This is a genomic window from Paenibacillus sp. J22P165, assembly GCF_059692015.1.
The window spans coordinates 448,118-474,189 of record NZ_JCAUAP010000001.1; the positions used below are offsets into that span (position 1 = coordinate 448,118).

Below are 26,072 nucleotides of genomic sequence, written 5' to 3' on the forward strand. Positions count from 1 at the left end.
TACTACTGTCACTTTCTCATTAAGCTAGATTCAAGGTTTGAGTCCGTTGACTTGGAATTATTTTGAAACTAAGATGGAAATAGGATGTGATGAAAGGGGGACCTTCACGAAATGAGTAAGCCCTTAAAGCCGATCCACCGAAGTCGGGCCAGGATTTATCTAGGGATCAAAGCGTATCGTTTGAAAAGATATTTGGCATGGTTTTTTGACGGTAAACAATATGCAACACGTAAACAAGATCAATTGCTGCCAGAGGTAGCTTTTACGCATCGTACCCCTCTTTTAAGACAGTTGAAGGATGTAGATATGTGGCTCCAGCATAATAAGGTGATCAACTTGAAGGTAGCAGTCAAACAGTTAAATGGTGTAATTCTACAGCCTGGTGAGACTTTTTCCTATTGGCGCTTAATTGGCAGTACAACCCGCAGGAAGGGGTATGTTGATGGGATGGTTCTCTTTCATGGGAAGGTGAAGACGGGAGTTGGGGGCGGTTTATGCCAGCTTTCGAATCTAATCTACTGGATGACCCTGCACACGCCGCTTACGGTAACGGAGAGGTATCGACATAGTTATGATGTATTTCCAGATGCGGGGAGATCGCAACCTTTTGGGAGTGGAGCAACGTGTTATTATAATTACTTAGATTTGCAGATTAGGAATGAGACACAAGAACCGTATCAGTTGAAGATTCATGTTTCGGATACCCATTTGGTTGGTGAATGGCGTGCGCTTAGGCCTAATCTTCATAGCTATGAGATCTATGAGAAGAACCATAGAATTACGCGGGAATTCTGGGGTGGATATGTCAGGCATAATGAAATTCACCGCAGAGTCATGAATAGAGAAGGACATTTGGTGAGGGATGAATGGGTAACGGATAACCATGCGATTATGATGTATGAACCGTTGCTGACGGCTGGGAATGCAGATAAAAATTGATGAAATTTTAATCAGATTTATGGTAATAAAATACAGTAATGGTGAGGGCCATCATAGAAAATTCAGCCTCTGGATTGTATCTTATAAACTGTGTTGTTTATATATTACAAAAAGCGAGAGGTGAATGGCGTGAAGTATCTTGTTCTCATTCATGTGTTGTCTGCCATTATCGGGGTTGGTCCAACTTTTTTTGCTCATGTATTGCTTAGAAAAGATCAAACGCTTGAAGAGTTACGAATGTCCTTGCGTGTGGGAAGTCGATTGGAAATGTTCCCGAAGATCGGCGGCAGCCTTGCCGTGCTAACAGGTCTATTGTTGATTTGGTTAGGCGATTATGGCTCTATCATGCAAATCTGGTTGATCGGCTCGCTTGTGGCTTATGTCATCATTCAAATTATTGCTATTGGCTTTGCAACGCCTAATCAGAAAAAACTCGGAGGCTGGGTGTTGGACCCTTCCAACCAGAAGGCGACTTCACTCCCTGGCGAGCAGCTGCTGCTATGGGCCAAGGCCCGGAACTATTTCTATGCGGCATCTACGGTAGGTGTCATTTTGTTCATCTTCATGATCATCAAACCTAGCTAATGTGTGATCCCTTTCTTGCCTGAAACAAGAGAGGGGATTTTTTAGGCATACTTATAGGAATAAACTATCAAAGCGATAGCTTTTATATCTAAAGTAGGGTGTTATCTTATGGTACAATGAGGTCAGGATATAAACGATTGGAAGACTAACAAACTAGGTTTGCTAAAATAAGGAGTGAATGATTGTCATGGCTGATGTTAAAAAGATTGCGGTAATCGCTGGGGACGGTATTGGTCCAGAAGTCGTTGCAGAAGCAGAAAAAGTATTGAAACGTACCGAAGAATTATTCGGATATCAATTTGAAACAGAACACGCGCTTTTCGGCGGTATCGCGATCGATGAGAAAGGTACACCTCTTCCGGAAGAGACATTGAAAGTTTGTCAATCCGCAGACGCTGTACTTCTTGGAGCAGTTGGTGGTCCGAAATGGGACAACAATTCCAAAGAGCTTCGTCCAGAAACAGGTCTTCTAGGTATTCGTAAAGCGCTTGGCTTGTTCTCCAACATCCGTCCTGCGTTCATCTTTGATTGCTTGAAAGAAGCTTCCACATTGAAACCAGAAGTTCTTGAAGGTACGGATTTGATCGTTGTTCGTGAGTTGACTGGCGGTATTTACTTCGGCGAGAAATTCCGTCGTGAAACAGCAAACGGTCAAGAAGCGGTTGATACTTGTGCATACAGCGAGCATGAAATCGAACGTATCGCACGTCAAGCGTTTGACATCGCACGCACGCGTCGCAAAAAGCTTGCTTCTGTTGATAAAGCGAACGTACTTGAAACATCCCGCCTATGGCGTGAAGTCGTCATCCGCGTATCGGCTGACTACCCAGATGTAGAACTTGAGCACGTATTGGTTGATAACTGTGCCATGCAATTGCTTCGCCGTCCTTCCAGCTTCGACGTTATCGTAACAGAGAACATGTTCGGCGACATCTTGAGCGACGAAGCAGCGATGTTGACAGGCTCTATCGGGATGCTAGCATCTGCTTCCCTTGGCGAAGGCGCATTCGGCTTGTATGAGCCGGTACACGGTTCTGCACCTGATATCGCAGGTCAAGGTATCTCCAACCCAATCGCAACAATCCTTTCCGTTGCCTTGATGTTCCGTTTGACTTTCGGCTACCACGAAGCAGCGGATTCCATCGAGCGCGCGGTGAAAGAAGTGTTGGACGCTGGTCACCGTACAGGTGACATCGCAGTGGATAAGAGCACAGCAATCGGTACATTGGCAATGGGTCAATTGATCGTTGACGCTATGCGCAAATAATCATACAAATAAGCCCGTATTTTCCGAAGTGGTTTTGCTTCGGGAATGCGGGCTTTTTTACCACAAAAACGTATGCAGTGAAATGAAGGCGTTCACACAAAGGGAAGCCCTATTGGATTAAAATAATTATTATCTAGTATACGATCTAATTATTGACTTTCAGGTAAGCGGATGTTACCATTTTATACGGATAATATAGAATTTAGATAGATTTTGAGGAGGAATTATACCCATGGCAGAACGTTTAGTTGGTAAACAAGCTCCTGATTTTACAATGGAGACAGCTACAGGTGACGGTACAGCATTTGGTAAAGCATCTTTGTCCGATTACAAAGGAAAATGGTTAGTTCTTTTCTTCTACCCATTGGACTTCACATTTGTATGTCCGACTGAAATCACAGCACTTAGCTATGCTGCTGATCAATTCAAAGCATTGGACACTGAAATTCTTGGTGTTTCCATTGACAGCATCCACACTCACAAAGCGTGGATCAACACACCAGTTAACGACAACGGTCTGGGCAAATTGGCATTCCCACTTGCTGCAGACATCACGAAATCCGTTGCACGTGACTATGGTGTTCTAATCGAAGAAGAAGGTATCGCGCTTCGCGGTCTATTCATCATCGATCCAGAAGGCGAATTGAAATACGAAGTTGTTAACCACAACGACGTAGGTCGCAGCGTAGAAGAGACACTTCGTGTGCTTCAAGCGCTTCAATCCGGCGGATTGTGCCCAATGAACTGGAAACCAGGCGACAAAAACTTGGTTGTTAAATAAGTTTTAACTCAATAGGAAGGCCCCTCGGTTAGCATGCGAATGCGGGCGGAGGGGTCTTTCTTTATAAGGAGAACAGACGATGGATGAAATGATGACGGAAGATTTGTATTGGATACGTCAAGAAGGCAATGAAGCGGTTATAGGGTTAACTGAGCATGCATTAGAGAAATGGGGCATGATTCTATACATCGAACTGCCAGAAAAAGGTGCGCAATTAACGAAAGGTGCGTTCATGAGTTCCCTTGAAACCGCAGTAGATGAACACGATTTATTTTCTCCTGTAACAGGTGAAGTGATCGCTGTGAACATACTGATCGAGCGGGCAACGGGAATGCTTTATGAGTCACCGTATGAGAAAGGCTGGTTATTCCGAGTAGCGTTGGCTTAGTCCCCGCCACCGCCGCCACCGCCAGAATCTCCGCCACCGCTACTCCCTCCGCCACTATCGTTGGATGCCCCGTGATCGCTATGACCTCCATGATGGTGGCTTCCATGATGATGACTACCATGATGACGATGATCCTCAAAGGGAGAGGAATCGCTAGCAAAGCCGCTATAGCTAGTGTCATGGTTGTCATGTCGGCGTCTGCGCTGGTTCCTGCTGCGAGATTCGTGGGTAAAGGCTGTAATAAGGAATATAACTGCAATTACGATAATGAAAAAAGTAATGAATGTACCCATAGGATTGCCCATATACACGCCTCCTCGAAAAATGAATGGTCATATCTGAAAAAGGCCGTCCCCCTGAGAGAACGGCCGACACGTTTCGTTACGATTTCGCAAGTTGCTTATATTTGTTGAGATATTTAACCACAGTGAGCACATAAGTCGCATGCGACCACGTAAGAGGCGCTACAGACACCGGCTCGCCGGAGAATGGATCCAATTGCTCGGACAATACGCCGCTTTCCATGGCGTGCTTGACGACCCACTCCAGCGTTTTGCGCGGAGCTTCAAGGTCAGCCACCGTTTTGGCGTACTCAATTTCCCATTCAGCAATCCAGAGTGTACAGATAATCCAAGGATTCCCTGGCACTTTTTCAATGTCTGTCGAGCGTTGGAAGTAATAATCATGATGATAACGGGCGGAGCCGCCGACTTCGGTTTTGATCATGAGACCTTCTTTGTTAGCTTGCATCGTGCTGACCACACGTGGATCATCAGCAGGCAATACGCCAAACTCAAAAATCCCGTACACAGAGCTTTCCAACGTCATATCCTTGACCCATTGACCGTCTTCCATATATAAGCCGCGAACAAATCGTTGTTCACCTTCGTCCCAAAGATGCTTCAGGATACCGGATTTAATTTTCTCCGCGGTATGCTTGTAGCGATTGCTCCGCTCTTCATCCCCAAACAAGTTGCTGAAGTTCGAGGCAGCAATCAAGCCACCATATACAGCAGATGCTGTAAAGGTATAGATTCCGTAACGTTCCTCCCACAAATCGTAGCTCGGCTTAGGTAAATTCAGTTCTTGATCAATGTAAGTGGACATAAATCTGGCTGCTCGACGAATCAAATTGCGGTATAACGATTGCGCAAATTCCAAGCTTCCATTCTTCTGGAAATCCTGCCAGAGAGCGAACAAGACGAGCGCTGTTTCATCTTCCTGAATTGGAAGCTGCACGCGCCCAGAATGAATGTAGGGATGCCAACTGGAGCCCACGGTTCCGTCTGGATTGTATTTGTGATGTAGGTATCCTTCCGGTGACAGCACGTTTGCGCAGAAGTTAAAAAATGGAATAATCATTCCTTGGTAACCAGCCATGGACATGGAGTAAGCGATTAATGCACCATCTCGTGGCCACATGTAGCTGTAATGATCACGGTTGCTTTGCATGATATCAGAATCATTCGCTGCAATAATTGCGCCGTTGACATCGGTTTGCGTGCGGACGAGCAGAAGGCTTTGTTTGAAAAGGCGTTGCACTTCAGGTGTGAGATCGAAGTAGTCGCGCTCGATTTTGTTCGCCCAACGCTGCCAATATACCGTCACACGATCAAGCAGCTTGCCAGGGTGGCTGTCTTTGACGTAGGCGTCGAGCTTCTTAACTTCTTCCAGATTCTTGCCTGCGCCCATCCAGTAGTAGAGGGTTTGGTTTCCATTAGGAGGAACGAAGAGTCGGAACGAAATCGTACTATCGACAGAGCCCTGTGCAATGGCATTCCCCATTAAATGACCATCTTCAGCATCGCGCCATGTGCCTTCTGCGTTATAGAATCTTTTGACACCTGTAGAATATTGAAATATACCTTCTGTGCCGGTACTGCCGTTAAACATGAAGTAACGATCTTTTTTATAATGAAAGACGGTATTCGTTGAAGGGTAATAAGCGGCTGTGTCGCCAACCTCCGTCTCATTAATGAGCAGATCCTGGTTGAAGAACATGCGTACTTCACGAACCGTATTCGTGTGATTGGTAATGTGAATTCGCTTCAAATAAATATCCTCACGCTGGTGAACGCCGTCATTCATAAGAAGAGTAACACCGAGGCCGGGATGTGTAGCTGTCACTTCTGTGACAAGGGAATCCTCCACATACGCGAGCTTGAATTGCCACTCAGGGGCATTCAGCCATGCGAAGTCACCATCTACCCATACACCAACACGGCACTGATAACCGCCAATATGGTTAAGCTGGCCTACGAAAGGATAGTACAGATCCCGCATGTAGGAATGCTGATCGAGGTTAATAAGGAATTTTCCATTTCCGATGACCAGATGTCTTGGCAATACAATCACTTCCCCACTCATTTGTTTGATCGCGCATTCAGATCAGGCCAAGAGGACTGAACGATGGAGCACAAGTCTTGCAATTAGGTTACCTAATTCTGACAAAGGAATCAATGATTCTTTGAAAAAAAACTGAAAATTCTTACTGGTCACGCTTACATTTGGAGAAGATCTCCAAATTATTTGATTATTTCCTTTTGATGCGGGGAATGACTGATTGGAGCAGCTTGTTTGGAGATTACAGCCTCGTAAACCTGAATTGTCAAAGATCCGATTTTCCCCCAGTCATAACGACTTTGAACAGTACGTAAAGCAGTTGAAGCAAGCTTAGCGGCATACTGTGGCTGATCTAAAAGCTGAATGATTTGTGCGGCTAAAGCCTTACTGTCGCCTGGAGGACATGTACATCCGTTTACCCCATGGCTAACAATTTCACTGAGGCCTCCGACATTAGAGACGATAAGCGGTGTCCCACTGGCCATGGCTTCTAGTGCAACCAAGCCAAATGGTTCATAGAGACTTGGAAATATACAAACCTCTGCCGTGTCTAAAAGTAAGCTTTTATCAGCCTCATCCAGAAAGCCTGGGAAGCTTACCCGATCTCCTAGGCTTACAGCGAGTGCCGCCAAGGCATCATGCTCCGGACCCGTTCCCGCGATAACGAGCTTGGCTTCCGGGAATTTTGCGAGAACGAGCGGCATCGCGGCTAGAAGGGTGTGTACTCCTTTTTCATATACAAGTCGTCCTAGAAAAGCAAGAATGCGCTGCGGCTTAACAGGAGCGGATATGGCGTGTGTAAGCTGAACATTTATGGTTGGCTGCGATGGTTCGGAAGTACGAAAAGCAACGCCGTTAGGAATGGCTGATATTTTATGACTAGGGATATGAAAGAGAGTCTTGATCTCCTGCTGCATGGATAGACTGCAAACAATTAGGTGATCAGCTGCTTCTGTTAATTTACCTTCTAGGGTATGAATCCGCTTCTGAAGCGGTGACTCTAATTTTCCAAGGTTTCGTCCTGTTTCAGTTGCGTGAATCGTTGCTACCAGCGGAAGGTGCAATTGTTGCTTGGCAATATGCGCTGTGTAGTAAACTAGCCAATCATGCGCATGCACCACATCGAAAACGAAGCCCTGCCGTGATAATCCCAGCATGAGATCCGTAAATGCCATATTTATTTGGAATACACGATCTAGGAAATGCAGGGAATCTGCCGAAGGGAGTACTTCTGCACGATGAAGATGGACGCCTTCTGAAACTTCGTAGGGCAGAGATCCGGGAGATTCACAGGTGATGACATGAACAGTATGGCCATCGGAAGCGAGCTGTTTGGACAAATCGCAGACGGCTCTTGCAAGACCGCCTATGACGTGTGGCGGGTATTCCCATGCGAGCATGAGAATACGCAGTTTGGATGATGGACTGAGTTGTGCAGCCTCTGTATGGGACGTAACGGCAACTTCTTTTAAAGGAATGAAGGAATCTACACGCGCTAGGGAGCGTTGAATGTTCTGCTTGGCAGAAGATGACTGAAAAATGAGATAATGAAGTTCTGGTAAAAAAGGAGACTTCCGTTCTAAAGCGTGAACCAGGGTGGACAGCTCTTTGTCAGAGACGGCTTTATCTAGGCTATTCAGTAAGTGATGAAATTGAGATAAATGCGTTTCAATCCGTTTCTTCGCATACGAAGGAACGGTATCTGCATCCAGTATGAACGTCCAGTCGCTACTCTGCGCGAGCATAAGCTCCCGCGCAGCTTGATTCAGCGCCCGCAGCTGCAAGCTGCTAAGCGCTGCCGGGTCATGGTGCTTCTGCGCAGCCAGCACCATGCGATCCTCCGCCGCGTGCAGCAGCGGCGTAACCCACTGGCTGCGCGGCTGCAGCCAGACTTCGGCATAGCCGCCGCGACCCCAGCTCGACACCGGTAGCTCCGCTACGGTGGTCGGCGCATGGGCGGCGGCGTAGCCGCCAAGCGTAGTCGTCTGCACGACTACGCTTTCATCACTGCGCGCAGCAAAGCCGCGCAGCACAGCTTCAAGCCACTGGTGGCCTTCGTACCACCAGTGCCCAAACAGCTCGGCATCGTATGGACATACGATGACCGAGGGCTCTGCAGGCGCTGCATCCGCGCCTGCGCCCAGGGCTGTGCGCCGCTCCGCGAGGCGGCGCACCTGCGCAACTCGGCTAGCGATGAAATGCTCAGCATCCTGCTGAGCTTTCTGAGCGGCGCGTGCCGGGTTGTAGGGCACTTTGGCGTCAGCGGCCGTGCCGGTGACGCTGTAGTACTTGAAGCCCGTGTTGATGCGTGCGCCATCCGGCAGCACGTAGGGCTTCAAGTAGGCCCACTCGGCGCCGCCATCGCGGCCGAGGTCGTGACCGATATCGCGATAATATTCGCGATAGGCAGGGTCGCCGGGATATCCGGCCTCGGCGCTCCATACGTTGGCGCCGGCTTCAGGATCCCGAGCGAATGCACAAGCGCCGCCTGGTGTGCGCAGCGGCAAGCCTTCGATGTTCGCCGTCTCATCGCGGCGTGCTAAGGTGTGCGCATGCGTCTCTACGACGAAGTAGCGAAGACCTAGTGATTGCAGGTGAGGTTCAAGCGCAGGGGAATAGCCGCATTCTGGCAGCCAGATGCCTGCAGGAGCAACGCCGAAATGCCGACGGAATTCCTGCACAGCCGCCTCCAGCTGTGCGCGTAACGTGGCATCGTGCTTGACCAACGGTAGAAACGCATGTGTAGCGGCACAGGTTATTACTTCTAAGCAGCCTGAACTGCTGAGGCTGCGGAATTTCGCAATGAGGTCGCCATGCAGGCGATCGTATAAGAGCTTGAGCCTGTGATAGTGATCGGCATACAGTTTGGCTAGGGGGCCGAAGTCTTCATCGCCCCACAGGCGAATAACTTCTCGCTGCCCCAGCTCGCAAAGCGAGGAAAGGTGCTTGCGAAGACGCAAGTGCAGCCGTGAATCCTCTAGCATGGCAAGCAGCGGAGGAGATAAGGACAGTGTAAGGCGGAAGGGGACTTGCTCTTCAATAAGTCGCTCCATCATGTCGATGAGAGGAAGATACGTATCGACAACCGCCTCGAAAAACCAGCGTTCTTCCAACGTAATCTCAGATGCCTGATGGCGAACATAAGGGATATGGGCATGCAAGAGCAAAGCAACATGGCCTTGTACGTTAGTGCTCAATCAGTATCGCCTCCGGATTCCATATCTACTAGGTAAGTGTTCTTCGGGACATACACCGAATAGGCCGAGAAATAGGCATGTGCATCGGGCGTTACTTGCTGTAAGAGAATAGGCGCCAACTGGTAGATGTAAGGCTGATCAGATTCAGCTGGATGCTGTGTGTTAGGCAAGCTTAGCTCTGGAATTTGAATCGTATTGGAATGAAGGAGCGGAAGGAAACAGCCTTGTTCATTCCGGATACCAAGACTTGCAAAGTACGACTGACCGGAAGTTAACCCGCGAATAAAGCAGGAATCTTCTTGGGGAAGTAATAGCTCTGAGACCCGTTTAACGGGCTGCTGCAGCTTGGTGAATGACATGCTGGGAGAAGGATCTCCGACTTCATGAAACCGTAGGGTGGGAGTTAATGAACGCCAGTCCTTCTGGAAGTGCTCCTGAAGAAGCCATTGCTTACTAGTTGAGAGCTGCCAATAAATGAACTGCACGACAGGAGATTGTGCCAGTAAATAAAGTGTATCGCGATCATTGGCAAAGGGGCGTGCTTGAGTAGAGATCAGACTCACCTTTTCTAGAGTTATCAGAATTCAGAGTTCATGAAGCAAGAGGACTGTATGACAGTAGTAAGTAGTAAGAAGAGCAATTTGTGTTAATCCTATGTTTTATTGTAGCATATGCACCATATAAACCAAAAATCTCCACCCATATAGAAAGGGAGGAGATTGCTTGCCTACTACTAGGGGTTTGCTCGTCAGGTTGGCCTGAGCGGAAAGAAAATCCTATGCATCACTCGGCTGGCATGTTTTCTTCCATGTACCTACTTTCCGTAAGCTTCATTAAAGAATCATACCGATTGGCCGATGTAAAAACATAGAGATACTCATCCTGTTTTACATTGGTGTAGGAGGCTCTGAATCCGGTATGATATTGAACTGTCATGCTGGAGGATTGATCGTCATACTGCACAAAGGCAATCTGTCTGGAAACACTCGGAATCATATTCACGCCGCTCTCCCCTTCATCTTAAGAATTCGGAAAACACGTATTGGATCGATCATTACTATAATTATGCTTATTCAAACACATTTAGAATGATTTGACATAAGCTAGCTCTCATATGAAAAAGGAATTTCACACATTTGTAACGAATATATTAAATTAATCCGGGATCGACGATGAGGAGGGAATTCCATGAGTTTTTGCTGTGGAGCCAGTATGATTGGAACGAAAGGTACTTTGAAGCACGTACGTACACAAATTCACAATGTGCCCATTCTCTTCTGCCCGGTATGTCACCATATTGAGGTTCACTATTTGGTGGAGAATGAATATGAAATTCTCGCCGAGTATGCACATGGGGATGGGGCTGCAGAAGTAGATTTTATAGAATACGTAGATGGCAAAGATCATATGTTGCACGATAATTGTGTTAATCACGAAGGGGAAGAGCCGCTCGATATCGTTCGCTGTCAAATTGACATGGCGCTAGATCTTCTGGGCTTCGCCAAAACCATTGCCGATCAGGAATGGGAAGAGCAACTTATGAAACGATTGAAAATGCTTAGCGCACGCCGCGACAAGCTGAAAAATAAAAAAACCTCTAAGAATTCCTAGAGGCGTATGGTATAGAATTGTTGATTTGGTAGTCAAAATGTAAAAGAAGTACGCAATAAACGCATCCGTCCACGTAGACGGATGCGTTTATTTGATTTCCTGGAGCAACCTAGCGAAATCCTTTTGCAAATCGCGGCTCAAAGGAATTTTGACGGAAGTATGTCTTAAATGAATGATAAATCTCCGAGAAGTGGGAAACCCGCTCTCCTTCACGAAGGAAACGACGTGCCTTAGATTGACGAGATAGCCCTTGAAGGGGCTGAACAAATGTGTCGTACTCTGAGCTAGAATCTCAGATAAATTAGAACTGGATTCCATTTGAGCACCATTCACCAGGTGGATTCTGGAGAGACGTTTGTCTTCCTTTTCAACAAAAAGAATGGCGTCTTCGGAAATAGGGAGTTGCGATTTTTGATTTTTAACTGTAATCCATGTAGCTGAAGTAGGTTGTGGTTCCAGCGATATACGGCTTCGCTCCAGTTGGATTTCAGCAATAGTTTTGCAAATAGCTGCTTGAAATTTCGGCAGTACGACAGGTTTAGAGAGAAAATAGACAGAATCCAGCTCATGGAAGGCCGTCAAGATATGCTCGGTATTCGTTGTTCCGCTAACCATAATGACCTTCATTTGGTATCCAGAAAGGCGTAAAGCTTGAACAACACTGATCCCGTCCAAATTACCTTCAAGACCAATATCCATAAGTAAAATATCTGGCTGTAGCTTATCGTATTCTCGTAGAAATTGTTCCCCGTCCGACACGTTAGCAATGACCTGCAACCCGCATTGCTGACAATAGCTTTCAAGCAATTGCCCTACCCAATAATTATCTTCTACGATCGCGACTCTAAAGCGATGCTCCATTCCTTAAATCTCACTCCAATCCTTGCTATATCTCTGTAAGGACCATGTCATCTTATACTCAGAAACAGCCAACTTAGTCCACTTCGACCGCAAAAATGCAGTTATCCTGTATAGTTCTAAGTGGGGTTGAAAATCGGTACGCTGCGCTGGATAATGGCAGCACTAAGAAAAGAGGGAAAGGCAATTGTTTACAGGGGAGAAGTTGATACTATCCGTACTTCATTTTGTTCCCATGCTCTTTTTCTCATTAATGTTATTTAGGCTTCGTCTTAAGCCTTATTGGAAACAACTATCACTTGCTATCGTAGCAGGATCGATACTTACCGCCAACAATCCGTTATTGTTCGCTGCTATTATCTGTATATTACTTATGGTTGTTTGGAAATATCGGTTCGTACCCGCGTTACTTATGGCACTTTCAGGTTACATTATGTGTGCCTTTATTTCGACAACGGTCATCGTCAGTCTTAATTCCACGCAATCGGCCGAATTTTTGGAGATGAGAAACAATCCAGTCATCGTCAATGCAACTCGCACGATTGTCGTAGTTGTGAAATTTGGTATTCTTTTTGGATTGTATAAATTTCGTTTAGGTTTTACGTTTCTGTCGAACTATACGAAAATTCCGGTTGTACGGGAAAATATCGGTGTATACCTGTTCATCATTGTAGTACTGCTAGGACTGATTTACCGTCATTCCTATCCAGCAAGTGTGTATAGTGTAGCAATGCCAATTCAAATGTTGAGTATGGCAGTTATTCTTTTCCTTTATACCATGTTAGGAAAAGAACTTAGTTTGCAAAGATGAAGCACATGCGGAAGATGATGCCGATGAATCGATAGCAAGACCATTGTTACAAGCGATATAATCGAGTATCATTTGATGATATTTTTTCTGCGGAATGGCTGCCGCAACAATATAAGGTGCTTGGTCATAGATGTCAAAATAAAGTCTGCCCTCTGCGGGGGCATACTTTTTTATTTTTTTCAGATTTACGAAAAGATGCATATCCAATTTCACAAAGTTGTGCTCAGTTAATGTTTCAATGAAATGTGTGAAGGCCACAAGAGATTCGACCTGTTCCTCTTTCATACCATCTTCAGAGACATAAAGAATCGATTGGATACCGAATTCAACGTACCAGATATTATCTAGATTCACTTCAGCCGGTTTTGACCAGGTGGAAGTTTCTTCTAGATATCCTGCCTTTTTGAGCAAATCAGTATACGGATATTGATAGGCTTGTGCCAATTTCCTCAACGTCTCCGGAGAAGGCTTAATGACATCATTGGTTGTTCGGTTTCTCCCTAGCTCCAGATCCCTGATATATGCATGTGATAGGCCGCTTTTGTTAGCTGCTTTACGCAAAGAAGCTTTGCCTCGTAACGTTTCAAGAAACTTACCGAAATGATTGTTTGCTTCCATATGAAACACCCCCCTGTCTTACCACATCAGATTAGAAAAAATTGCCAGAAAAAGCTTTCTGAAAAGTCCATCTCATTGGTAATAAAAGTTACCTCTATTCACAATCCGTCATCCGAGATGACAAATCGATAGAGGTTATCTTAATATTATAAAGGATTGATAAAGCAATTGAAACCGTAAACAAGGGTTTATTTGCCAGTAGGTGCTCATTTAGATATCTATGTTATAATGAATCAGCAATTTATTTGTGATTTTCATCATGTGTACCCCCCTAATTGATATACATAAGGACGAAACTACTATACTGTGAGGTGGAAAGGTGCTACTGGTACTATTCAAAAAGTTTCTGGGAAAGAATGAGTCCCATGGAAAAAATGAACCGCAAGCCTCTTCACTTGAGGTCACAATACATCAAATACAAACAGGAGACCTACGACTAAGGAATCAATTTATTGCGGATTATCAACCGTATGTAGCTAAAGTAACGAGCAGATTCTGCAAACGATTTATTGATCCCGCACGGGATGATGAATTTAGTATTGCATTAGCGGCCTTTAATGAGGCTATTAACCAGTACTCTTCGGTCATGGGAAGATCTTTCCTAGGTTTCGCAGAGACGGTAATTAGGCGAAGGCTAATTGATTTTATTCGTAAGGAACAACGCTTTAAAGGGCAGATCCCTTATAGCTCGTTTGATCAAGAAGATGATGAAGACAACTTAATGAATCCGATTGAGGTTCATCAAGCGATTGAAGCCTATGAGAAGCAGAAGGGCTTAGAAGAAAGACGAAGTGAAATTATCGATTTTAATCGCTGTTTAAGTGATTTTGAAATTAATTTCTCGGAGTTGACAGATGCCTCTCCGAAGCATGACGACTCAAGGCAGATGCTGTTTGGCATTGGCCGTACACTTGCACAGGATTCAGAGCTTATGCGCACTCTGTTGACGAAACGACAGCTGCCGATAAAAGAGCTGCTCGAGCAAGTCCAGGTTTCAAGGAAAACTTTGGAGCGAAATCGTAAGTACATCATTGCAATTGCACTTATTTTTAACGGTCCTTATCCGTATTTACGGGATTACTTACATATTCGTGATGACGAAAGTTGAATGAAAGGAAGAACAGCGCATGAACAAGGGGATCGTAATGGAATTAAGCGACAGCTCCATTATTGTAATGAATTCAGAGGGTCGGTTTGATAAGCTGCCAAGAGGGACGCGCAGCTGTGAGTTGGGGGAAGAGATTCTATACGCGCCGATGAAGCGTCGGCTGCAAGTTCCGCAAATGGCTATCGTATCGGCACTAGCTGCAGCGATTGTCGTATGCTTCGTCTTGGTTTCTACCTTATCTGGAGGTGTACCAGGTAATGGCGTAGTTGCGTATGTTACCATTGATATTAATCCCAGTATTGAAATTGGCATTGATGATCATGAGATTGTTCGTGATCTTCATGGGCTTAATACAGATGGTGAGGATTTAATTCAAGCTTTGGTGTTTGAGGGTAAATCCCTGGAGGATGTCACATCTGATATTCTTGATAAGGCGGAGCAAGGAGCCCTGGCCAAAGGTGAAGGAGATATTATTATTTCTTCAACCGTGGTGGAATCCAAAACAACAGTCAGTGATGAAGCTATCGCGACGAAACTGAAAGCTCAGGTCGCTAAGCATATCGAGGACAGCCATCCAGACCAAGTGAAAAACTACGAGGTGCAAGCATTTGCTGCCCCGCAAGAGGTCAGGAAGGAAGCCCAAGCGAGTGGTGTATCTGCTGGTAAATATGCGATATATCTAAACGCGATTGATAATGGTGTGAAAGTCTCGCTGGATGATATTAAAACAACTTCTATTCATCAGCTTGCCAAGGACAACGGTGGTATCCAAACCTTTGTTAAACCAGATAAACCGATAGATAAGTCTTCTTTGCAAAGATTGCTTGCTGACGAGAAATCCGGAAAACTGAACGAACGCGCACAACAGACTGCAATGGTTTCTAAATCAGGTAGTAATGGTCATTCCTCTTCCAAAGATGACGATAAAGACGGTAAAAATAACAACGGCAAAGGGAATAACTCAGGGAGTACGACCCCAGGGAAAGTAACCAATAAACCAACGCCACCGCCGCCATCATCGAAGAATGATAGAGACAAGAATGACAATAACGGCAGAAATAATAATAACAACAATAATAACAACAATGGTAAGAACAACGGAAATGACAAAAACAATAACGATAACGATAATAACAATAAAGATGATCACAAACCTACCCCAAAGCCTGATCGTAAAGATGACGACGATGGGAAACCCAGTATAACGAAGAAACCAACAGCTACACCAAAGGCAACTCCAACGCCAACGCCGAAGGCAACCGCGACACCTAAGCCAACTACAAAGCCTACCGTGAAGCCGACAAGCACGAGTAAACCTACGGTGAAGCCATTTCAAAGGGATGACAACGGGAAATTCCCTGGTGTGAATTGGGGCTGGGGAGACAAAGACCGGGACGATAACAATAATCAGAATGAAGGAAGACGATAAGTCTCCTTTATGGGTAGTAGAACGGAAGGAAAAGCACTTGAGACCATCGTCTCAAGTGCTTTTGTATGTCGTCTACTTTTTGCAGAACATGGAAAGTGGAACTGACTTGTATTACAATATTGAAGTGAAGTATGAGCTCATGCGGGAGAGCATGGAGGATCAGAAAGTAATGCTGCTGGTGTGTCAGCGAACCTAAGGGGGAATAGGGCTTGAGGTATTCGACGTTTGGAAAGTCAGGTTATAAAGTATCGTCACTGGGATTCGGTGCAATGAATTTACCGAGTGTACCGTTAGAACAAGCAAGAGAAGCGCTCAATTATGCCTTGGATCATGGCATTAATTATATAGATACGGCTGCTGCCTATAGGAATAGTGAAGAAATTATAGGAGAGTGTATCTCGCATCGGCGACAGGACTATTTCCTAGCCACGAAAACAGGAGCACGTGATTATGCAACGGCGAAAGCGGAAATTGAGCGCAGTTTAGTGCGTATGAAGACGGATCATGTGGATTTGTTACAAATTCACTATGTGAACAATGTGACGGAATACAAGAAAGCGATGGAAGTTGGCGGCGCTTACGAGGCTGCGTTAGAGGCTCAGCGAGAAGGAAAAGTACGCTTTATTGGTATTTCCGGACACCGGCCAGATCTTCTTGTGAAATGGATTGCGAAGGGGCAATTCTCGCAAATTTTGTTTCATCTGAATTTGGCGCAGCCCTTCGCACTCGATGAACTGATTCCTAAAGCTTCTGAGATGGATTTGATGCGGGTAGCGATGAAGCCCTTATCGGGCGGTTTCATTCAACCCGTGGATCGGGCGATCCGCTATCCGTATAGTCAAGATGTGCATGTTACGATCTCAGGGATGGTCAGCATCAAAGAAGTGCAGGAGAATTTGGATGCCCAAAATAAGGAAGTTGGGCCAGAGGAGCGCCGTGAGCTAGAGCAGCTTGCCATAGAGCTAGGTGAACACGATTGCAGACGGTGCAACTATTGCTCCTGTCCATTAGAAATCCCAATTCCAGATGTGATGATCGCGAGCAAGTTTAGGGAGAAATTTGGTTTGCTGCCGAAAGGGGATGGATTTTTTCAGCGTCATCAGGAAAAAATAACTAGCTGTGCAGACCATGATCCTTGTAAAGTAGTCCCGCTGTGTGAAGCGAAGTGTCCATACCAACTGCCGATGTCGTCGGTTGTGCAGAAGGCGGCTTCGTTTTATTAGGGCGAGTGAAGGAATTAGCTGGCGTTTTTACAGTTAGTTGGTGGGAATAGAAATACGGATGAGGGTAGGGATCATTGCCTATGTTTACAAAAATAACAGACATTACAACGCGTGTGTACACTTCGTTGTTGGAGAATATGGAAGGAGCAGACGCGATTCTCGTCTGCGTCACAGAAGCGGAGCTGCGCCAGGACAGTGTCCTCGGCCTGCCGCAGCTCGACCAGGCCCTTGAGCGCATGCGCGTAAAGGGCCTATTCACAGGCGCCTCAGGCGAGCTCGAGGCGCTTCCGACCCACGGGCTGCTGCCGTACGCGTATGTACTGGTTGCGGGGCTCGGACCGGCAACCACGCGCGAAACGCTGCGCGCAGCCGCGGTCTTTGCAGCGCGGCGGATGCTCGCGCTGCAGTTCGAAAGCTTGGCGCTGAAGCTGCCAAGTGGCTTCGACAGCCGGTCAGCCGCCTCTGCGCTGACCGAAGGGCTGCTCCTCGGTACGTACCGCATCGCGGCGTACCGCAAGAACGAGCCTGCGCGCGCGGAGCTGCGCCAGGCGGTGTTGCTCACAGAAGCGGCTGCGGATGCAGCGCTTCTGAAGCAAGTGATCGCAGCCGCCGAGGCGGTTGCGGAGGGCACCAACTATGCCCGGGATCTCACGAACCTCCCGGGCAACAAGCTTGTGCCGGCTTCCCTCGCTCAGGAAGCCATGCAACTCGCCCTTCACTATGGCTTCGCCTGTGAAGTGCTGGATGAGCACGAAATTGCCGCCCGCGGGATGGGCGGCCTCAAGGCGGTTGGCGCTGGCAGCGTCCACCCACCGCGTATGATCACCTTGCGTTACACAGGTGATCCCGATAATGCCGACGTGCTGGGCCTCGTCGGCAAGGGCGTGACCTTCGATACCGGCGGTATCTCGATGAAAAAGCCCGACGGCATGGAAGAAATGATCAGTGATATGGGCGGAGCCGCCACACTGTTAGGTGCCTTGCACGTCGTGGGACAATTGAAGCCGAAGGTGAACCTGGTTGTCGTCATTCCGGCAGCGGAGAATATGACGTCGGGCAGCGCATATCGCCCAGGAGATATCGTCAAGATGCTCAGCGGGCATTCCGTGGAGGTGCTGAATACCGATGCGGAGGGTCGTATTATTTTGGCAGAGGGAATCACCTACGCGAAAGCGCATGGAGCGACCCGTCTGATCGATGTAGCAACATTAACGGGGGCTATCCTAATCTCGTTCGCCGATATCGCGACTGGGGCTGTGACGAATGATGATGAGTTCTTGAAGCCATTGCTACAAGCCGCCACAGCAGCCGGAGAGAAGGTTTGGCAGCTTCCTAACTACCCTGAATACCGTGCGATGCTGAAGAGTGATGTAGCGGATATCAAAAACGCGACCTCCTCCGACCGCTGGGCAGGCGCGATTACGGCAGGTTTATTCATCGGTTACTTTGCTGAGGAAACGCCTTGGATCCATCTAGATACTGGCGGTACGGCATGGCTTTGGTCGGCCAAAGGCATTGAACCCAAAGGGGCAACAGGTGTGATGGTCCGAACATTAGCCGCATACTTGTGCGGTGAGCAGCTTACTTAACCTTTGGATAAAATAAAAAATCACCCGCGAGGGAGACTCCTCTGACCTACGTGTTGCATGTAGGCGGAGATCTCCAACGTTGGGTGATTTTGTGCTTTCTAGCGAGTTGTTAAGCGCCAACCTGTTGCCCGACGGAAGCGGGCTGGTTGATGTTGGTTTGTTGCAACTCTTGAATATCTGAAATACGAATAATGAGTCGGTTTACTTCATTGGTTGTATAAGAGAGTTGTTCTGTGCGTTGTTGCAGCTGTGCCAAGGATATGCCGATCCAATTCTTTTTGCGTCGGTGCGTGAGCAGATCAAATTTTAGAACAGTAAGCGTTGCTGCCAATGGATCTGGCTTCACATACACATCTTTCATATTATCTGCCAAATTGAAGAAAAGCTTGCCGCCATTCCACTTGATGTAGCCTGGTTCAAAAAGAATCACAAGAAAATCGGAATCTCCGCTATCCTTGCTCTCCATGGTAATGAGGCGTACAGCGCCATTAGCCTTAGGCTTAATATATTGATTCGAACGGATATCTGGTAGAAAAGGAACAACTAGAAGCGGGCAAACACTAGCAATATACAAATAAGTAGTTGACTCAAACTTGATAGAGAGTACAATGAAAGTCAAAAAGAGCAACAAGGTTGCGATTAGACCCAAAAGTTTAAGTTTCATAAGTTTACGATGATCCCGCCTGACGTGATAGATTAGGTAGTCCCTACTATTTTACCATAAGCGACCCATAGGTTGTAAACTATTAGATCCTGCTAACCTTGCGAGCCAGACATAAGGAGGTTTATGCCTTTGAAATTATTCGATCCGAACGCGCGTAAGCCAAAGAGAAAGATGTCCACCTACCGTAAAAGCTTATTCGTCGCGACATTCGAAGGCTTTCCTGCTGTCATTATTTTTCAACTGTTGGGTGGTCCATTTTTAACGGGTTATTTGATTTACTTAGGCGCAAGCTCAACGGAGATTGGTTTTATTCTGGCTATCACAACCGTCGTCAATATCGTTCAAATCGCGATGGCGGTCGTTATGCAAAAATTCCGTAATCGAAAGCGTATGCTCATCATATTTGGATCTACGCATCGAATTTTATGGGCTTGTGTAGGTCTGATTCCATTTGTCTTACCGCAAGAGTATTGGGTCATCACGTATATGATTCTGTACACGGCTGCTCATCTAGGGAATGCTGCTGGGGGAATTGTGTGGACATCGCTCATCAGTGATGCGGTGCCGGGACCGATTCGGGGACGGTATTTTGGACTACGGAACACCATCTTGGGGGGAGTAAGCTCGCTTGCTCTTTTCATAGGCGGTCAAATTCTCGATACATATCCAGGTGAACAGGGCTTTAGCTATATTTTCATGATTGTCAGTGTGTGTGTGGTGTTTAATGTGATTGCGTACTTTATGTACCCAAACCCGCCTTTCGAGCCATCAACCGCTTCGAATCCTGTAGGCATGATTCAGAAACCATTAATGGACCGCGCTTTTCTCAGAGCTATTATTTTTCTTGCCGCCTTCCTTTTCGTTCAAGGACTGACTGTGCCTCTATTTTCCTACGTTATGCTGAAGCTGATGAACATTTCCTACGGAACGGTTTCCTATATAACGGTGGTACATACCTTAGTGATGATGGCTAGCTATTATGTGTGGGGCAATCTGAATGCGCGTTTCTCAGCTCAAACTTTGCTGTTATGGTCTTTGCCGATTATTGCCTTGGCGTGCTTGTTATGGGGAGCGATCGCTTTTATACCAGCCGTTGTTGTGCTGTTTGTCGTTCATATTGTGCTTGGCGTCGGTTTAGGCGGCTTCAATCAGATGGTATTTGCTTTTACAATTGGAGATACTCCGAAGAGTGAGCGTCCCATGTACATTGCAACATACTCGGCGATCACGGGATTCGCAGCTTTCCTAGGACCTGTTGTAGGCGGGAAAATATATGCACTAATTGCTGATCAACCCATGTGGGTTCAGGTATATGGCGTATCCACGGTGGTCGGTGCTATTTTGCTCATACTTGGCTTGTGGGTAGGGCGTTACGTATTACGAACACAAATAAGGAGTGGCGTGTAACATGTCTAAAAAGAGAATTGGCCTTATCGGCTTAGGAGATATTGCGCAAAAAGTGTATCTACCGTTGCTGTCCGTAAATGAGCAGGTAGAGCTTGTAGGTATCATGAGCTCTACAGCAGCAACCGTTGAACGAATGAAGACGAAGTATAGGATTCCGTTCGGAACAACGCAGTTGAATGAACTATTAGCCCTTGGTTTGGATGCCGTATTTGTACATAGCCCGACGTCAACGCATTTTGATATTGCGATGGCCTGCATGGCGCAAGGGGTAGCTGTCTATGTAGATAAACCACTTTCGTATACGTGGGCAGAGTCGGTGGAAATGGCATCGTATGCGGAACGAAAAGGCGTACTTCTAGCAGCGGGCTTCAACCGTCGCTATGCGCCGTTATATATCGAGGCGAAGATGTGGTTGCAGGAAGCGGGAGGGTTTGATGTCGTCTCGGCCGTGAAGCATCGTACCAAACTGCAGGGGCATAGCGCCAAAGAGACGCTATATGATGATCTAATCCATATGCTGGACACGTTGCTTTGGTTAGGGGATAGTTCCTACGAAATTAGGGCATCCCATCAACAGGTGGATAATAGTGGCAAGTTGCTGCATGCCTCAGGTACGCTCGGTTTCGGTTCTGCAACTGGCTCATACAGCATGGTGAGATTAGCCGGTGTTGACTTGGAAAAAGTCGAGCTGCACGGCAGCGGCAGATCCGTTGAGGTGACGAATTTGGAGTCAGCAGTCTTCTATGATAAAAATGCCGCTCCGCGCCTGCGCACCTTTGGCAGCTGGGATACCGTGCTGGAGCGCAGGGGCTTCGCTGGCGTTGTTCAGCATTTCTTGCGTTCGCTGGATGATCCGAACGCGTGCGGTATTCGGGCGGATCTTGTGCTGGCTTCGCACGAGTTGGTGGAGAAGTTGTCGGTGTGAGTATTGAGGGAGTGGAAAAGCAGAAATAGCGCCTCAGAAGGGCGCTATTTCTTTGCCATGCGGCATCGAGCAGAAGGATAAGGCACTTTTAAGGCCTTAAAGTACTGTCCGCGAGCGCAGCGATAAGGTCCTTAAAAAAGCTGATCCTAAAAGTAGCAATCTACTTCAGGATCAGCTTTTTTACATGATTGATGCGTCACTCAAACTTATCGTTTTACCCGCAGGTACAGTTCAGAACCGGCTTCCGAGCGGCCAATGCCTCATCCATCCGACTAACGACGGTTGTGTAAGGGGCATTTTTCACCAACTCTGGCGTTTCTTCTGCTTCTTTGGCGATGGCGATCATCGTGTCGATGAAGCTATCTAAGGTTTGCTTGCTTTCGGTTTCTGTCGGTTCGATCATGATGCATTCCTCCACGCTGAGCGGGAAGTAGATCGTTGGTGGATGGTAGCCGAAGTCGAGCAGTCTTTTGGCAATATCGAGTGTACGTACACCTAGCTTCTTCTGGCGATTCCCAGATAGCACGAATTCGTGCTTACAGAAGCGGGGATGCGGTACGTCGAAATAAGGTGTTAACCGAGCTAGCATATAGTTGGCGTTCAGTACAGCGTATTCGGATACTTTGCGCAAACCCTCAGGACCTAGTGTACGAATATACGTGTAAGCACGAACAAGAATGCCGAAGTTGCCGTAAAAGCCTTTGACGCGACCAATGGACTGCGGATAATTGTAGTCGAAGTAGAAGCTATTATCCTCCCGTTTGGCAACAAGCGGTGTCGGCAGAAAAGGAATCAGCCGTTCTTTAACGCCGACAGGACCAGCGCCAGGGCCGCCGCCGCCGTGCGGTGTGCTCATGGTTTTGTGCAGGTTAAGATGGACAACATCGAAGCCCATGTCTCCTGGCCGCGTGATGCCCATAATGGCATTCGCGTTTGCGCCGTCATAGTAGAGCAGCCCGCCTGCAGCATGCACGATTTCGGCGATCTCGACGATTTGTTCTTCGAACAAACCGAGTGTGTTCGGGTTTGTGAGCATGAGCGCGGCTGTATCTGTACCGACGGCACGGCGTAATTCTTCGAGATTCACGAGGCCGCGCTCATCGGATTTGATCGTGACGGTTTGGAAGCCAGCGACCGTCGCACTCGCAGGATTCGTGCCATGCGCGGAATCTGGACAGATGACTTTGGTACGGTGCTCACCACGGCTTTCGTGATAGGCGCGGATCATCATGAGCCCCGTCCACTCGCCATGTGCACCAGCTGCCGGCTGTAAGGTTACCCGATCCATTCCGGTGATCGCTTCAAGATCGTGTTGGAGATTGTACAGCAGCTCCATGGCACCTTGTATCGATTCCTCCGGCTGATACGGATGAATATGAGCAAAGCCGGGGAAGCGGGCGACGTCTTCGTTGATTTTGGGATTATATTTCATCGTACACGAGCCTAATGGATAGAAGCCATTATCCACACCGAAGTTGCGACGAGAAAGCGCCGTGTAGTGGCGGATGACATCGACTTCATACACTTCGGGCAGGTCAGGTTCGACTTGTCGCAGGAATTTAGCTGGCAAAAGCTCACCAATATTCACTTCTGGAACATCCGAGTCTGGTAAGGAATAAGCGACACGCCCTGGATGGCTCATTTCAAAAATGAGTGCTTTTTCGTTGTTCATACGAGTTCCTCCAATGCAGCTGCGAAGGCATCAATATCTTCGCGTGTTCGTTGCTCGGTGACGGCGATTAGCATATGGCCAGCTAGTTCTGGATAGTCGCGGCCGAGGTCGTAGCCGCCGATGATTTGGCGCTGAAGGAGCTGACGATTCAGCTCCTCGATGTTCGTGCCGTCTGGCAGCTTGACGGTAAATTCATTGAAGTAGCTGCCGGTGAATGGCAGCTCTAACTTAGGTGACGCGGCAAGACGATTTGCCGCGTAGTGCGCTTTACGGACGTTCAGCGTGCCGACGTCCTGAATGCCTTGCTTGCCCATCGTGGACAAGTACACGGATGCGCAAAGCGCGAGCAGCGCTTGGTTGGAGCAGATGTTCGACGTGGCTTTTTCACGTCGGATATGCTGCTCCCGCGCTTGGAGCGTAAGCACGAAACCGCGCTTGCCATCGCGGTCCACGGTTTGGCCCACGATGCGCCCCGGCATGCGGCGCATCCAGCTCTCCGCGACGGCGAAGTAGCCGCAGCTCGGTCCTCCCAGCGCAGCTGGGATGCCGAGCGGCTGGCAATCGCCGACGACGATGTCAGCGCCGAGCTTGCCCGGCGCTTCGAGCAGCCCGAGCGTGAGCGGATTGGCGCTCACGACGAGCAGTGCGCCCGCGCCGTGCGCGAGCGGCTCCACAGCCGCGAGATCCTCCAAGCAGCCGAAGAAATTCGGCGATTGGAGGATGACAGCGGCTGCGTCGCTCTCGAGCTTGGACGCGAGATCGTCCAGATCCGTGACACCTTCGGGGGTCACGGAGATCTCGACGACGTCCAAGTTCAGCCCGCGGGCGGTCGTGCGCAAGACGGCGCGCGCCTCCGGGTGCACCGCGCGGGACACGAGCAGACGGCTGCGCTTCGTCGCGCCGCTGGCTAGCGCGCCGGCTTCGGCCAACGCGGTTGCGCCATCGTACATCGAGGCGTTCGCTACGGCCATGCCGGTGAGCTCACAGATGTACGACTGAAATTCAAAAATCGCCTGCAATTCCCCCTGGCTAATCTCCGGTTGATAAGGCGTATACGCGGTGTAGAACTCCGAGCGTGAAATAACATGATTGATCACCACCGGAAGGTGATGATCATAGATGCCAGCGCCGAGGAAGCTGGCGTAGCGCTGAAAATCCGCATTGCGCCCCGCCAACTCGCGCATATATCGGAGTAATCCCTGTTCGCTGAGCGCATTCCCCACTTGCAGTTCACCTTGAAACCGCACCTGCTGCGGAATATCACTAAACATATCTTCCATCGAGGAGATGCCGATTGTATCCAGCATTTCCTTTTGATCCTGCTCCGTAATAGGCAAATAACGATGTTTCATATCCGAAAATGCTCCTTCCAACCCGAATTCGGGGATTATTTCTTTTTATGAAAAGGGGTAGATACGACTGTAGCTTTCACTTGTGAGCCTCTGATCTCAACGAGTACTTCCGTACCTAGAGCGCTATACGCGGAGTCGATTAAAGCTAAGCCCACATTCGTTTTGTACGTTGGAGACTGTGTGCCTGTTGTTACCTCACCAATCTGTTTACCTTCGGCGTATACAGCATAATGCGGACGAGGAATGCCGCGTTCTTGCATTTCAATGCCAACGAGCTTACGTGGAACTCCATGTGTTTTTTGCTCGAGCAGGGCATCCCGACCTATGAAATCACCTTTATTCAACTTTACAAAAAAGGAAAGGCCCGCCTCCAGCGGCGAAATCTCCGAGGATAGCTCCTGCCCATAAAGGGGAAGTCGCGCTTCGAATCGAAGCGTATCTCTAGCACCTAATCCTGTGGGGATGAGTCCATGCTCGGTTCCTGCCTCCAGCAGTTCCCGCCATAGGGGGATGGCATCCTTTTGATCGACGTAAAGCTCGAAACCATCTTCACCTGTATACCCTGTACGGGAAAGCAGCGCTTTCACATCTCCAACTTTTACCTCATGAAGGAAATGGAAGCTTTTTAACGTCTCAATCGGTGCGTCGGTCAATTTAGCCAAAATGTCTAGGGCCCGAGGTCCTTGCAATGCTAACAAGGCAGTCTCATCGGAAATGTTGGTCAGCTCGACTTGACCTGTCAGGTGCTGCTGCAGCCAAGCGATATCTTTCTCAATGTTGGAGGCATTGATAACGAGCATGTAATCATCGTCGCTGAACTTGTAAACGAGCAGATCATCAACCACACCGCCATTTGGATAGCATAGGAGGCTATACTGGCACTGTCCTTCTACCAGTTTGGACACATCGTTCGTCGTGACGTGTTGTACAAAAGCGAAAGCATCCGGGCCTTGGACACGTACTTCACCCATATGCGACACATCAAAAAGCCCCGCCTGCCCCCTGACAGCATCATGCTCTTTTTGAATGCCAGTGAACTGTACGGGCAGCTCCCAACCTCCAAAATCAATGATTCGCGCGCCATACTCCGCGTAAATCGGGAAAAGCGGTGTTCGTTTCAGCATGCATATAACCTCACCTTCAATCGAGTGATTTTCCGTTGGTATTATTTCCGGAAACGCAAAAAAAGAGCAAAAGGTATGCAACACAAACATACCTTTTGCCCCTGTCCTTTGTACCTGAGAGTTGCCTAGAACGGATGAACTCATATGCTCAAACGTTAAGTTTCCCCTTGGGTGTCCGATT

At 47.8% G+C, this 26,072-nt stretch carries 25 protein-coding genes; 14 read left to right on the plus strand and 11 right to left on the minus strand.

The window, feature by feature from the left end:
* Positions 1 to 111 precede the first annotated feature (111 nt).
* From AC58QM_RS02020 to AC58QM_RS02040, 5 genes are all read left to right on the plus strand, one after another.
* On the plus strand, positions 112 to 939 hold the full coding sequence (locus tag AC58QM_RS02020) for a VanW family protein (protein WP_497280935.1): 828 nt from the start codon (positions 112 to 114) through the stop codon (positions 937 to 939).
* 129 nt (positions 940 to 1,068) lie between these two features.
* Complete coding sequence (locus tag AC58QM_RS02025) at positions 1,069 to 1,524, plus strand: DUF2269 family protein (protein WP_497280936.1); 456 nt, start codon at positions 1,069 to 1,071, stop codon at positions 1,522 to 1,524.
* Between the two features lie 187 nt (positions 1,525 to 1,711).
* Positions 1,712 to 2,791, plus strand: coding sequence for a 3-isopropylmalate dehydrogenase (gene leuB, locus AC58QM_RS02030; protein WP_068666406.1), 1,080 nt, complete (start codon positions 1,712 to 1,714; stop codon positions 2,789 to 2,791).
* Between the two features lie 232 nt (positions 2,792 to 3,023).
* Entirely contained in the window at positions 3,024 to 3,572 is a 549-nt protein-coding gene (locus tag AC58QM_RS02035) for a peroxiredoxin (protein ID WP_028554012.1), read from the plus strand.
* A gap of 79 nt (positions 3,573 to 3,651) precedes the next feature.
* Entirely contained in the window at positions 3,652 to 3,960 is a 309-nt protein-coding gene (locus tag AC58QM_RS02040) for a glycine cleavage system H family protein (protein WP_310501236.1), read from the plus strand.
* Here the strand turns inward: AC58QM_RS02040 and AC58QM_RS02045 are convergent.
* The 5 genes from AC58QM_RS02045 to AC58QM_RS02065 all read right to left on the minus strand — a co-directional run bounded on the left by AC58QM_RS02045 (position 3,957) and on the right by AC58QM_RS02065 (position 10,496).
* Positions 3,957 to 4,265 carry a hypothetical protein gene (locus AC58QM_RS02045; protein WP_497280937.1) on the minus strand — a complete coding sequence of 103 codons (309 nt, stop codon included), beginning with the start codon at positions 4,263 to 4,265 and terminating at the stop codon, positions 3,957 to 3,959. The genes AC58QM_RS02040 and AC58QM_RS02045 overlap by 4 nt on opposite strands.
* A gap of 76 nt (positions 4,266 to 4,341) precedes the next feature.
* Positions 4,342 to 6,306, minus strand: a complete 1,965-nt coding sequence (locus AC58QM_RS02050; RefSeq protein WP_497280938.1) for a glycoside hydrolase family 15 protein — start codon at positions 6,304 to 6,306, stop codon at positions 4,342 to 4,344.
* Positions 6,307 to 6,485: 179 nt separating this feature from the next.
* Entirely contained in the window at positions 6,486 to 9,500 is a 3,015-nt protein-coding gene (locus AC58QM_RS02055; protein WP_497280940.1) for a 1,4-alpha-glucan branching protein domain-containing protein, read from the minus strand.
* Positions 9,497 to 10,063 (minus strand): DUF4912 domain-containing protein, encoded by a 567-nt coding sequence (locus AC58QM_RS02060; RefSeq protein WP_497280942.1) that lies wholly within the window; start codon positions 10,061 to 10,063, stop codon positions 9,497 to 9,499. The genes AC58QM_RS02055 and AC58QM_RS02060 overlap by 4 nt, the downstream gene beginning before the upstream one ends.
* A 220-nt stretch (positions 10,064 to 10,283) precedes the next feature.
* A complete protein-coding gene (locus AC58QM_RS02065; RefSeq protein ID WP_497281566.1) occupies positions 10,284 to 10,496 on the minus strand; it encodes a hypothetical protein in 213 nt (70 codons plus the stop codon).
* 192 nt (positions 10,497 to 10,688) lie between these two features.
* Between AC58QM_RS02065 and AC58QM_RS02070 the strand changes: the two genes are divergently transcribed.
* The gene (locus tag AC58QM_RS02070; protein ID WP_497280944.1) at positions 10,689 to 11,111 is read left to right on the plus strand and encodes a hypothetical protein; all 423 of its coding nucleotides are present in this window, start codon (positions 10,689 to 10,691) and stop codon (positions 11,109 to 11,111) included.
* A gap of 87 nt (positions 11,112 to 11,198) precedes the next feature.
* Here AC58QM_RS02070 and AC58QM_RS02075 read toward each other — a convergent pair whose 3' ends face one another.
* Positions 11,199 to 11,972 carry a LytR/AlgR family response regulator transcription factor gene (locus AC58QM_RS02075; protein ID WP_497280946.1) on the minus strand — a complete coding sequence of 258 codons (774 nt, stop codon included), beginning with the start codon at positions 11,970 to 11,972 and terminating at the stop codon, positions 11,199 to 11,201.
* Positions 11,973 to 12,156: 184 nt separating this feature from the next.
* Between AC58QM_RS02075 and AC58QM_RS02080 the strand changes: the two genes are divergently transcribed.
* A complete protein-coding gene (locus AC58QM_RS02080) occupies positions 12,157 to 12,780 on the plus strand; it encodes a hypothetical protein (protein ID WP_497280948.1) in 624 nt (207 codons plus the stop codon).
* Here the strand turns inward: AC58QM_RS02080 and AC58QM_RS02085 are convergent.
* Entirely contained in the window at positions 12,751 to 13,398 is a 648-nt protein-coding gene (locus AC58QM_RS02085; protein WP_497280949.1) for a helix-turn-helix domain-containing protein, read from the minus strand. The genes AC58QM_RS02080 and AC58QM_RS02085 overlap by 30 nt on opposite strands.
* 319 nt (positions 13,399 to 13,717) lie before the next feature.
* Here AC58QM_RS02085 and sigI point away from each other — a divergent pair, with 319 nt between their 5' ends.
* The 5 genes from sigI to AC58QM_RS02110 all read left to right on the plus strand — a co-directional run bounded on the left by sigI (position 13,718) and on the right by AC58QM_RS02110 (position 18,747).
* Positions 13,718 to 14,506, plus strand: a complete 789-nt coding sequence (gene sigI / locus AC58QM_RS02090; RefSeq protein ID WP_497280951.1) for an RNA polymerase sigma factor SigI — start codon at positions 13,718 to 13,720, stop codon at positions 14,504 to 14,506.
* A 19-nt stretch (positions 14,507 to 14,525) separates the two neighbouring features.
* Complete coding sequence (locus tag AC58QM_RS02095) at positions 14,526 to 15,935, plus strand: anti-sigma-I factor RsgI family protein (protein WP_497280953.1); 1,410 nt, start codon at positions 14,526 to 14,528, stop codon at positions 15,933 to 15,935.
* A 37-nt stretch (positions 15,936 to 15,972) separates the two neighbouring features.
* The gene (locus tag AC58QM_RS02100; protein ID WP_497280955.1) at positions 15,973 to 16,131 is read left to right on the plus strand and encodes a hypothetical protein; all 159 of its coding nucleotides are present in this window, start codon (positions 15,973 to 15,975) and stop codon (positions 16,129 to 16,131) included.
* Positions 16,132 to 16,144: 13 nt separating this feature from the next.
* Positions 16,145 to 17,158 (plus strand): aldo/keto reductase, encoded by a 1,014-nt coding sequence (locus AC58QM_RS02105; protein ID WP_497280957.1) that lies wholly within the window; start codon positions 16,145 to 16,147, stop codon positions 17,156 to 17,158.
* Positions 17,159 to 17,295: 137 nt separating this feature from the next.
* On the plus strand, positions 17,296 to 18,747 hold the full coding sequence (locus tag AC58QM_RS02110) for a leucyl aminopeptidase (RefSeq protein ID WP_497281568.1): 1,452 nt from the start codon (positions 17,296 to 17,298) through the stop codon (positions 18,745 to 18,747).
* Between the two features lie 109 nt (positions 18,748 to 18,856).
* On the opposite strand, the gene AC58QM_RS02115 is transcribed toward AC58QM_RS02110, so the two are convergent.
* Positions 18,857 to 19,411 (minus strand): hypothetical protein, encoded by a 555-nt coding sequence (locus AC58QM_RS02115; protein ID WP_497280958.1) that lies wholly within the window; start codon positions 19,409 to 19,411, stop codon positions 18,857 to 18,859.
* Positions 19,412 to 19,540: 129 nt separating this feature from the next.
* On the opposite strand from AC58QM_RS02115, the gene AC58QM_RS02120 reads away from it, so the two are divergent.
* A complete protein-coding gene (locus AC58QM_RS02120) occupies positions 19,541 to 20,818 on the plus strand; it encodes an MFS transporter (RefSeq protein ID WP_497280960.1) in 1,278 nt (425 codons plus the stop codon).
* A 1-nt stretch (position 20,819) separates the two neighbouring features.
* Positions 20,820 to 21,743 carry a Gfo/Idh/MocA family protein gene (locus AC58QM_RS02125; RefSeq protein ID WP_497280962.1) on the plus strand — a complete coding sequence of 308 codons (924 nt, stop codon included), beginning with the start codon at positions 20,820 to 20,822 and terminating at the stop codon, positions 21,741 to 21,743.
* Positions 21,744 to 21,957: 214 nt separating this feature from the next.
* On the opposite strand, the gene gcvPB is transcribed toward AC58QM_RS02125, so the two are convergent.
* From gcvPB to gcvT, 3 genes are read right to left on the minus strand one after another with little or no spacing between them, the layout of a single operon-like run.
* Positions 21,958 to 23,415, minus strand: a complete 1,458-nt coding sequence (gcvPB, locus tag AC58QM_RS02130) for an aminomethyl-transferring glycine dehydrogenase subunit GcvPB (RefSeq protein ID WP_497280963.1) — start codon at positions 23,413 to 23,415, stop codon at positions 21,958 to 21,960.
* Complete coding sequence (gene gcvPA / locus AC58QM_RS02135; RefSeq protein ID WP_497280965.1) at positions 23,412 to 24,767, minus strand: aminomethyl-transferring glycine dehydrogenase subunit GcvPA; 1,356 nt, start codon at positions 24,765 to 24,767, stop codon at positions 23,412 to 23,414. Before gcvPA ends, gcvPB begins: the two co-directional genes overlap by 4 nt.
* A gap of 35 nt (positions 24,768 to 24,802) precedes the next feature.
* Positions 24,803 to 25,897 carry a glycine cleavage system aminomethyltransferase GcvT gene (gcvT, locus tag AC58QM_RS02140; RefSeq protein ID WP_497281569.1) on the minus strand — a complete coding sequence of 365 codons (1,095 nt, stop codon included), beginning with the start codon at positions 25,895 to 25,897 and terminating at the stop codon, positions 24,803 to 24,805.
* Positions 25,898 to 26,072 lie beyond the last annotated feature (175 nt).

Excerpts from the sequence above, each read along its gene's own strand:
- AC58QM_RS02020 (WP_497280935.1), top strand. The coding sequence starts at position 112 with ATGAGTAAGCCCTTAAAGCCGATCCACCGAAGTCGGGCCAGGATTTAT.
- leuB (WP_068666406.1), top strand. The coding sequence starts at position 1,712 with ATGGCTGATGTTAAAAAGATTGCGGTAATCGCTGGGGACGGTATTGGT.
- AC58QM_RS02035 (WP_028554012.1), top strand. The coding sequence starts at position 3,024 with ATGGCAGAACGTTTAGTTGGTAAACAAGCTCCTGATTTTACAATGGAG.
- AC58QM_RS02040 (WP_310501236.1), top strand. The coding sequence starts at position 3,652 with ATGGATGAAATGATGACGGAAGATTTGTATTGGATACGTCAAGAAGGC.
- AC58QM_RS02045 (WP_497280937.1), bottom strand. The coding sequence starts at position 4,265 with ATGGGCAATCCTATGGGTACATTCATTACTTTTTTCATTATCGTAATT.
- AC58QM_RS02065 (WP_497281566.1), bottom strand. The coding sequence starts at position 10,496 with ATGATTCCGAGTGTTTCCAGACAGATTGCCTTTGTGCAGTATGACGAT.
- AC58QM_RS02070 (WP_497280944.1), top strand. The coding sequence starts at position 10,689 with ATGAGTTTTTGCTGTGGAGCCAGTATGATTGGAACGAAAGGTACTTTG.
- AC58QM_RS02075 (WP_497280946.1), bottom strand. The coding sequence starts at position 11,972 with ATGGAGCATCGCTTTAGAGTCGCGATCGTAGAAGATAATTATTGGGTA.
- AC58QM_RS02085 (WP_497280949.1), bottom strand. The coding sequence starts at position 13,398 with ATGGAAGCAAACAATCATTTCGGTAAGTTTCTTGAAACGTTACGAGGC.
- AC58QM_RS02095 (WP_497280953.1), top strand. The coding sequence starts at position 14,526 with ATGAACAAGGGGATCGTAATGGAATTAAGCGACAGCTCCATTATTGTA.
- AC58QM_RS02110 (WP_497281568.1), top strand. The coding sequence starts at position 17,296 with ATGGAAGGAGCAGACGCGATTCTCGTCTGCGTCACAGAAGCGGAGCTG.
- AC58QM_RS02115 (WP_497280958.1), bottom strand. The coding sequence starts at position 19,411 with ATGAAACTTAAACTTTTGGGTCTAATCGCAACCTTGTTGCTCTTTTTG.
- AC58QM_RS02125 (WP_497280962.1), top strand. The coding sequence starts at position 20,820 with ATGTCTAAAAAGAGAATTGGCCTTATCGGCTTAGGAGATATTGCGCAA.
- gcvPB (WP_497280963.1), bottom strand. The coding sequence starts at position 23,415 with ATGAACAACGAAAAAGCACTCATTTTTGAAATGAGCCATCCAGGGCGT.
- gcvPA (WP_497280965.1), bottom strand. The coding sequence starts at position 24,767 with ATGAAACATCGTTATTTGCCTATTACGGAGCAGGATCAAAAGGAAATG.